The sequence below is a fragment of the Legionella tunisiensis genome (assembly GCF_000308315.1).
In the GTDB taxonomy this organism is placed as follows: Bacteria; Pseudomonadota; Gammaproteobacteria; order Legionellales; family Legionellaceae; genus Tatlockia; species Tatlockia tunisiensis.
In genome coordinates this window covers 1-8,244 of record NZ_CALJ01000243.1, presented here as the reverse complement: position 1 = coordinate 8,244, position 8,244 = coordinate 1, and the positions used below count along the sequence as shown (strand labels likewise).

Sequence of the window (8,244 nt, the reverse complement as noted above, 5' to 3'; positions counted from 1 at the left end):
AGTATTGGCCAGATTACAGCAAGCTCTGAATTTTCTGCCGGCAGAGTATGGTTTTCTTGTTTGGGATGTTTACAGACCCAGAGCGGTACAGGCCAAACTTTTTGAGTGGATGAGGCAAGAGGTACGTAGTAAATTTTCGCATTTCACAGAACAAGAGAACTATGATGAAACGTTAAAATATGTCTCTTTACCATGCCGAGTAGGTGATAGCTATTGTTCACCTCATTTAAGTGGTGGTGCTATTGATTTGACTTTGTTTGAGATGAGTACTGGTCAAGAGCTAGATATGGGTACACCTTTCGATGACTGTACAGAAAGAGCTCATAAAGATTACTTTAATTTGCAGAGTGAATTGTCTGTTGAAGAGAAAAGCATTAAAGACAGAAGACATTCACTAAGCCAGGCAATGAATAAGGCAGGATTTACTTCCTACCAGTATGAGTGGTGGCATTTTGATCTTGGTAATTTATTTTGGAGCCGTGTTTTAGGGAGGACTGCAGTATTCGGGCCATTGTTTGGTGATCTCGAGTGGCCTTCTGAGATAGAGCGTGCCTTTCATTCCCCACAGGAATAACCCAACAACTCTAAGGATTTTTCCCAATAAGACGCAATAAGCGGCTTGGAAAATAAATAATCCGTTAAATTGGGAGCTAAGCGAGCTTTTGCCTCTTTGTGTGCTCCACTCCAGTCATTCGCATCGAAATCCCCTCGACCCAGGTACATTAATGCGAGTAAATCAATTTTTTGAGCGGGGTCGAGGGCATTAATGGTTGTTCTAACCTCAAGATAGGTTAAATCATCTTGATGATCAGCTAAAACCTGCGCCCAATCATATTCATATTCCGAATCGGGGATTTCTTCACCGAAAGTAACCTCTTCCTTACTATGAAATATTTTGGCTTTTTCAATTAAGGCACAAACGATATCTGGATTGATATTTAATACATTGATATTTAACATGGTTTTTCCCCACTATCCTTGTGTTCCTGATTGTCTAATCATCTTCTGAGATCTTGGAGTGATTTATCTAAGCATAGTCCAAAGTGCTGATGGAGGGTATTATCCAGGGTAAAAGACGTTAACCTCCCTGGAGGAGAGGCTAATTACTTGGACCAATTGGAATTAGTTAGGGCTATGCCCATGCCCGTGCTCTTCTTTTTGTTGCGGTGTTTGCTCTACTTTCGCCTGTTCTTTCATGCTTCCCATCTTGGCACGCATATCGGTTGATTTCTCCATGGCAGCCACTCTTTGATCGATTAGATTTTTTCCGGCTTCGAGCTTTTGGCGTTTCGCTTCATCTTTTTCACCAGCTAAAGCTTGTGTCACTTGTGTTTGAAGGTCTTTTAAGCTTCCTCTAAAAAGCTGGCCACTACCACAGGAAAACACATGATCATCAACTGGTTTACCATTCTCCAGCTTTTGCATAAGGAATTCACGAGGTGGCTCTGCTTTTGCTTGGGATTCAAAAAATTCCATTGCCTCCTTTTCTGATGGAAAGCTAAGTATGTTTTTTGCTGGTCCCTCGGGTTCTTTCTTATATTTTTTCTGGTAATCCTCTACTATTTTAGCCCAATCGTCACTTGGTTTTTCCACTTTAAAGGTAGAATCCATGGGTTTTTCGGTTTTTCCTCTTCTGGCTTTGGTTTTTTAGATTTCGTGTTCTCTTCTTCCAGAGCCTGTTGTCTTTTTCTGGCTACCTCTGCCGCTTCTTCAGCAATTTGTCGCATTTTTTTCTTGTTTCATCTTCAGGAGTGGACATAATTTGTCTCCAGTATACTGTATTTATTAAAGAATAAAATAAATTCAGTTTGATTAATCATAATTCAATAATAAGTTAAAATATCGCTTCTGGCAAATTTCTAAATTAGTATTAACAATACCGCATTTAAAGACTATTTTTGATTTAAGGGGCCATTAATTACGATTTTTTACAATTTTTAGTATTAAAATAAAGGAGAACGAATCTGCTAGAGTTGAATAAGTGAGTGAAAATGACTATACAAAAAGTAAGTTTAAACGATAAATTTGCCTTATTTAGCGACCATTGGGCACCTAAAATAGTAGGTGACTTAAATGACTCACAGGTTAAGCTGGCTAAATTTAAAGGTGAATTTGTTTGGCATAAACATGATAATGAAGATGAATTATTTTTAGTGGTAAAAGGACGGCTGCTAATAAAACTAATCGATCAAGACATTTATATTAATGAAGGTGAGTTTCTTATCATTCCTAAGGGCGTTGAGCATTTACCCGTTGCCGACGAAGAGGTTTATGTTCTACTTGTTGAGCCCAAAACTACACTTAATACTGGTAATGCTATCAGTGAGTTAATGCAAGAAAAATTGGATAGAATCTGATCATTCGATCGCTGCGGCTTATCTATAGGGTCTGGGTATTAAAAATGGTCATTCTATGGCCTGAAATTCGCTTTAATTGTACAATAGCCTCCTTTCATAAAAACACAATAGGGTACTCATGTTAGAAGTAAATCAAATCACTCTTAGTTTGGCTGATTTGGAGCAGCGTATTAGTGCGCTTAGGGGGTATCTTTGACTTCGATATTAAACGCGAGCGTTTGGAAGAGGTTGTTCGTGAACTTGAATCTTCAGGAGTTTGGAATAACCCTGAGCAGGCACAAGCTTTGGGGCGCGAGCGCGCACAGCTAGAATCTGTGGTTGTGCAGCTTGAAAAATTAACTCAATCCATAGCCGATTTAACAGAGCTTTTTGAGTTGGCGCGTTCAGAAGATGACGAGAGCGCTATTTCGGATGTAGCAGCGGAGCTTGCGGCCACTGAACAACAGGTAGCAGGACTCGAATTTAGACGCATGTTTTCCGGAAAGATGGATAACAGTAGTGCTTATCTTGACATTCAAGCTGGTTCAGGTGGTACCGAGGCTCAAGATTGGGCGGAAATGCTTTTGCGGATGTATTTGCGTTGGGGAGAGCATCATGGCTTCACTACAGAGTTAATCGAATGTTCCGCGGGTGAAGTAGCAGGTATTAAAAGCGCTACGATTCATTTTACTGGTGAATATGCTTATGGTTGGCTAAGAACCGAAACAGGGGTACATCGTTTAGTACGTAAATCACCATTCGATTCCGGCAATCGACGACATACTTCCTTTTCGGCTGTATTTGTTTCGCCTGAGGTTGATGAAAATATTGATATCGAAATCAATCCTGCGGATTTACGAATAGACACTTATCGTGCTTCCGGAGCAGGTGGACAGCATGTTAATAGAACTGATTCAGCAGTACGTATTACGCATGCTCCCAGTGGGATAGTTGTACAGTGCCAGACCGATAGAAGTCAGCACAAGAATAAAGATCAGGCAATGAAACAGCTGCGCGCTAAACTCTATGAGATGGAGATGCAAAAGAAAAATGCTGCGCAACAGGCCTTGGAAGCAACCAAATCCGATATTGGTTGGGGATCGCAGATTCGTTCTTATGTATTAGATCAGTCTCGTGTGAAGGATTTGCGTACAGGCGTTGAGACAAGTAATACGCAAGCAGTTTTAGATGGTGATTTAGATCAATTTATTGTGGCAAGTTTGAAAGCAGGAGTAGGGGAAGCATGATAGAAGAACAGCACCTAGATGAGAGTGAAGTTTACCAAATTCGTAAACAAAAATTGGCTGATTTGCGTAGTAGAGGTTTTAATTTCCCTAACCAATTTCGTCGTCAATATTTAGCTGCTAACTTAATGAATCAATATGCTGATATTGAGAAAGAGGTTTTAGCAGAAGAGCATGTAAAAGTTGTTGTTGCTGGACGAATTGTCTTGCGTCGTATTATGGGTAAAGCTAGTTTTTTCCACATCCAGGATGTTTCCGGACGTTTGCAGATCTATGTGCGGCAAAATGATTTACCTGAAATCTATGAGCAATTTAAGCATTGGGATTTGGGGGATATTGTTGGGGTTCGAGGGGAATTGTTTAAAACGAATACTGGTGAGTTAACGGTTAATGCGGAATATATTGAATTACTGACCAAATCTCTGCGTCCTTTACCTGACAAATTTCATGGTCTGGCTGATCAGGAAGTACGTTACCGCAAACGCTATGTTGATTTAATCGCTAACGAAGAGAGCCGTCAAACATTTCTATTGCGTTCAAAACTGATAAAAGCCTTAAGGCAATTCATGGACAATCAACAATTTTTGGAAGTTGAAACACCGATGATGCATCCTATTCCAGGTGGTGCTTTAGCGCGTCCATTCGTGACCCATCATAACAGCCTGGATATGCAAATGTTTTTGCGTATTGCGCCTGAGCTTTATTTAAAGCGACTGGTGGTCGGTGGATTTGAGCGTGTTTATGAGATTAACCGTAATTTCCGTAATGAAGGTATCTCAACCCGTCATAACCCCGAGTTTACGATGGTGGAATTCTACCAAGCCTATGCTGATTATCGTGATTTAATGGATTTCACTGAACAACTATTACACCATCTCTGTGATGTTGTGATAGGTACGAGAAAAGTAGAGTATCAAGGACAATTGCTTGATTTTTCAAAACCTTTTTCCAGAATGACCGTTAAAGAAGCGATTTTACATTATCATCCTGAACTCAATGCAACTCAGATTGAAACGATTGATGGTTGTCGAGCCTTACTTGATAATCTGGGATTTGCTTATAAGGGCAGTGATGGTTTGGGTAAACTGCAAATGATCCTCTTTGAAGAAACCGTTGAACACCAGCTAATCCAGCCTACTTTCATCATTGGTTATCCTACTGAAGTCTCTCCTTTGGCAAGACGTAGTGATCAGGATCCAGACGTAACGGATCGATTCGAGTTTTTTATTGGTGGACGCGAGATTGCTAATGGTTTTTCCGAGTTAAATGATGCTCAGGATCAAGCAGAGCGTTTCCAAAAACAGGTTGCTGAGAAAGATGCTGGGGATTTGGAGGCGATGCATTTTGACAGTGATTACATCGAAGCGTTGGAATATGGTATGCCTCCGACTGCTGGCGAAGGGATAGGAGTGGATCGATTGGTTATGTTGTTTACTAATTCCCCTCTATACGTGATGTCATTTTATTCCCTCATTTGCGACAAACACTCTAAGCGGAGAGGCAATCTGTCGATTGCCTCCTCCTTTAATCCTTATTGCCTGGGCAGGCGCAAATTTTCTGGCAAACTAAAGTCAGATGTAGCTCTTTGAGGATTGATATCAATTCCGCCGCGCCGTGTGTAACGTGCATACACGAGTAATTTCTCTGGTTTACAATGGTTGAGAATGTCCATAAAAATACGCTCAATACAATGTTCATGAAATTCATCATGATGTCTTAGTGAAATAATGTATTTCAGTAATCCTTCATGTCTGATTTTGAGTCCTTCATAATGAATAAAAATAGTTGCCCAATCCGGTTGATTGGTGATCGGGCAATTTGATTTCAGCAGATTAGAATAAAGAAATTCCTTGTCAAAAAAGGCGATGTTTCCAAAAATTCAGGAGTATAAGCATAACGATCGATACTAAGATCGTAGTGGTCAATATTTATCCCTGTGGGTAAAATGATCGTAGTGAATGGTGAGTGTTCCCAATTTTGTAGAGTGACTAGCACTGGGGCGCCTACTGCTTCGCTTTAAGTCTTTGCACAGAATCTCACTGACTTCGCTTTCGTTATGAAACCTGGAGGCATTAAAACTATGGAGATAAAGCTTAAGAGATTTAGATTCAAAAATACGGGGCGACTCAGCTGGAACGATGAATGTTGCCAGGGCGATAACAGGTTTGCCTTTACAATTTAACCAGGAAAATTCATAGGCATTCCAAATATCTTCACCTTGAAAGGGCAGTGTTGGGGGTATCTTAATTCCTTGGTGTTGCTCATGCCGCATGATACTAAATAGGAGCGATTTATCATAACTGTTCGAGTAGGCTATTTTTTACCGAGTGGTGAATTTTCCAGAGTGTTTATTTGTGCCATAATTACATCCATTCAAACATACTAGTTAAAGAAGATTCAGAATATAGACTGGATTTATCACTAATAAACCCCGTATCGCCTACGGTAACAAAATCACTTTTATGTTGTTATTGAATAAATCAAGAAGTCCCTTGCATGAGGAAATGAGAGTTTCTCCCTATAAAAAAGGGATTAAACTAGTTTTGCCTAAACAATTGGAAACAATAACTCCTATTTCCAGAATACACTTATTTGATTTACTGCAGCTGTCTATGAGTGTCTATTTTCTTGATGTCAACAGCACAACCTATTTAATGAATCAATATGGAGCCTTGCTTTGTGGATTTGATTCAGCAGAGGATTCAAAAGGGCGCTGTTTACTGGATGTTGCTGAAAAACAATCAGCACTGCAGTTAATGCGCAATAGCTCTGATGTTTGTACAGTGAATACACTCAAGGTTTATGAAGAGCGTTTAGTAAATTATGAAGGAAGTGATCAATGCATTTTTTCGATTAAATTCCCTTGGTTTAACCATAATAATCAATTGGTTGGTTCTGCTGGCTTTAGTTTTAATTTGCATTCAAATTCACTGATTTACTCCTTACAACAAATTAGAGATTTAGGCTTGTTTCCACCTATTACTGCTTTATTGGGTGATAATTCTTATGTTATTAATAGCCTTGATTTAACGGCACGAGAAAAGGACTGTGCTTACTGGTTAGTAAGAGGTTATAGTGCAAAGCAGATTGCGGTTAAATTAGGTTTGTCTTTTCGTACCATTGAAGACTATCTTTGCAATATGAAAAATTAAGATGAATGTTTCTTCAAAGCAAGGACTAATAAGAAAAATTAGTAGATGGTTTACTAAAAGCAGAGAGTGTGTTATCTGCGCGAATCTGAATTCAACAGTTCTCTCGCAATTCTTAATTAGCGCGTTAAAATATGGCTACAACTGGCTAATATTTCAAGCTTTAGATATCGATTTTTTTATTATTCCAGCAATAGCTGCTAAAACGGCGCCTCCAACTGCTCCTGAGCCAATGTTGCCTAGTAGTGCGTTAATAGACATATCCCCGATGCCTAAACCATTTAAAATCCCAACTGCTTGTAGGATATAACCGCTTGCTGCACCTCCAATAATGCCTGCAATAGAATTACCTAGTGCCCCCAGGCTTTTATCTTTCCACGCAGTACCAAGAATATGTCCTCCTACCAGCCCACTGACTAAATTTACTCCCAAGCTTACAAGATCCATAACTAACTCTATTTAGTTGACCGTTTTCAAAGCTAGCATGGGCTATTTTTAACGTCAAGATAGAGTATCTTGCCCGCGAATGTAAGTGCTTTTTTTGCTTGGTTAGAGTCTCGGGCAAGCTGAGGTGAGGGATGTTCATAAATTACTGAGTCTTCCTAATTCGTGCCGTAATGTAAAACGTAAAAGATGTATCAATGCTGTGAGGCTAAAAATAATGCCTGCAATAACTAAGGGTGGCCTTTTCATTTTTTCACTCTGCTTAAATAACTTTTGATGACATTTTTACTTATTCATCCTTAATATTCTAACTCTATACCACAGCAGCATTGACTATATAGTTAGCATTATTTCACTTGCGCGTGACTAAAAAATAATTTAAGGAATTAACGATTGGTTTTGCCTCTTTCAGAATGCTTTTAAATTTTAAATCAGCATGTTCAAGCAATTTAGTAATTAATAAGCTGTTTTTTATCTGATATTTATTAAGATGCTGTGAGAGTTCAACACTGTTTTGCGGGGAAAAAATCGCATCGTGAAGTGAGTGAATAATGGTCACGCTAGCATCTATTTTTGTAATATAATCTTTATACTGAGCACGTTCTGAAATATCAAGAAAAAAGGTTTTATTGTGTCGGTGATAAATCCTTTTTTCCTAAAAGCGCGACTAAAGAATATAAAGGACTTTCTCGTGGAGATTTTTGATTAATAAATTTCAGCACGTCTATTTTTATTTCTTCTTCTTTTTATTTCGAAAGCAAAAAGATATAGCTTGATTCAGTATGTTTATATCACCCATAATAGATTCGTTTTTCTCGTGCGCATATTGACTGTGAAGGAGCATTTTTAACAGCACAAGTTGAGCATAGAAGCTTTTTGGTGACTCTAGAATTTCTCCAAAACTATGTTGAGCAGAGAAATAAGGACTAATCAGACAAAGCGATTTAATTTTCGGTTTCAGTTGTTCCTTGGATGCCAATTTGCTCATGAATAAACAAGCGGTTGATGGGCCAAGAAAAGAATAGTGGCCATTCATTTCGGTTGTTGTCATTAATAAATGATCTAAAAAAT

General features: G+C 38.9%; 11 protein-coding genes and 1 pseudogene. 5 read left to right on the top strand and 7 right to left on the bottom strand.

Features of this window, described 5'->3' with window-relative positions; genetic code table 11:
* Positions 1-574, top strand: a 574-nt coding sequence (locus tag BN58_RS25855; protein WP_019217453.1) for a M15 family metallopeptidase, incomplete at its 5' end; no start/stop codon positions are given.
* Here the strand turns inward: BN58_RS25855 and BN58_RS14600 are convergent.
* The 3 genes from BN58_RS14600 to BN58_RS31055 all read right to left on the bottom strand — a co-directional run bounded on the left by BN58_RS14600 (position 556) and on the right by BN58_RS31055 (position 1,727).
* Positions 556-960: a DUF3775 domain-containing protein gene (locus BN58_RS14600; RefSeq protein ID WP_019217452.1), complete on the bottom strand. Its 405-nt coding sequence runs from the start codon at positions 958-960 to the stop codon at positions 556-558. The two genes, BN58_RS25855 and BN58_RS14600, sit on opposite strands and share 19 nt — an antisense overlap.
* Before the next feature lie 162 nt (positions 961-1,122).
* Positions 1,123-1,611, bottom strand: a complete 489-nt coding sequence (locus BN58_RS14595; protein WP_156812547.1) for a hypothetical protein — start codon at positions 1,609-1,611, stop codon at positions 1,123-1,125.
* The gene (locus BN58_RS31055; RefSeq protein WP_019217450.1) at positions 1,560-1,727 is read right to left on the bottom strand and encodes a hypothetical protein; all 168 of its coding nucleotides are present in this window, start codon (positions 1,725-1,727) and stop codon (positions 1,560-1,562) included. Before BN58_RS31055 ends, BN58_RS14595 begins: the two co-directional genes overlap by 52 nt.
* Before the next feature lie 264 nt (positions 1,728-1,991).
* On the opposite strand from BN58_RS31055, the gene BN58_RS14585 reads away from it, so the two are divergent.
* The 3 genes and pseudogenes from BN58_RS14585 (at position 1,992) to lysS (ending at position 5,072) form a co-directional block, all read left to right on the top strand.
* Entirely contained in the window at positions 1,992-2,357 is a 366-nt protein-coding gene (locus BN58_RS14585) for a cupin domain-containing protein (protein WP_019217449.1), read from the top strand.
* A 118-nt stretch (positions 2,358-2,475) separates the two neighbouring features.
* A protein-coding gene (gene prfB, locus BN58_RS14580) for a peptide chain release factor 2 (protein ID WP_156812546.1) occupies positions 2,476-3,583 on the top strand; the annotation gives its coding sequence in 2 pieces (ribosomal slippage) (positions 2,476-2,550 and positions 2,552-3,583; 1,107 coding nt in all).
* Positions 3,580-5,072: pseudogene (lysS, locus tag BN58_RS25850) on the top strand (lysine--tRNA ligase). The gene prfB and the pseudogene lysS overlap by 4 nt, the downstream one beginning before the upstream one ends.
* A 39-nt stretch (positions 5,073-5,111) precedes the next feature.
* Here the strand turns inward: lysS and BN58_RS34695 are convergent.
* Both BN58_RS34695 and BN58_RS34690 read right to left on the bottom strand, forming a co-directional pair.
* A complete protein-coding gene (locus tag BN58_RS34695; RefSeq protein WP_232220663.1) occupies positions 5,112-5,318 on the bottom strand; it encodes a hypothetical protein in 207 nt (68 codons plus the stop codon).
* 183 nt (positions 5,319-5,501) lie between these two features.
* Positions 5,502-5,852 (bottom strand): tunnelling fold family protein, encoded by a 351-nt coding sequence (locus tag BN58_RS34690; protein WP_026069510.1) that lies wholly within the window; start codon positions 5,850-5,852, stop codon positions 5,502-5,504.
* Between the two features lie 190 nt (positions 5,853-6,042).
* Here BN58_RS34690 and BN58_RS14565 point away from each other — a divergent pair, with 190 nt between their 5' ends.
* Positions 6,043-6,732 (top strand): helix-turn-helix transcriptional regulator, encoded by a 690-nt coding sequence (locus BN58_RS14565; protein ID WP_040916607.1) that lies wholly within the window; start codon positions 6,043-6,045, stop codon positions 6,730-6,732.
* A 153-nt stretch (positions 6,733-6,885) separates the two neighbouring features.
* Here the strand turns inward: BN58_RS14565 and BN58_RS14560 are convergent, their stop codons facing one another.
* Entirely contained in the window at positions 6,886-7,176 is a 291-nt protein-coding gene (locus BN58_RS14560; RefSeq protein ID WP_019217446.1) for a hypothetical protein, read from the bottom strand.
* Positions 7,177-7,903: 727 nt separating this feature from the next.
* Positions 7,904-8,244, bottom strand: a 341-nt coding sequence (locus BN58_RS34685) for a hypothetical protein (RefSeq protein ID WP_040916604.1), incomplete at its 5' end; no start/stop codon positions are given.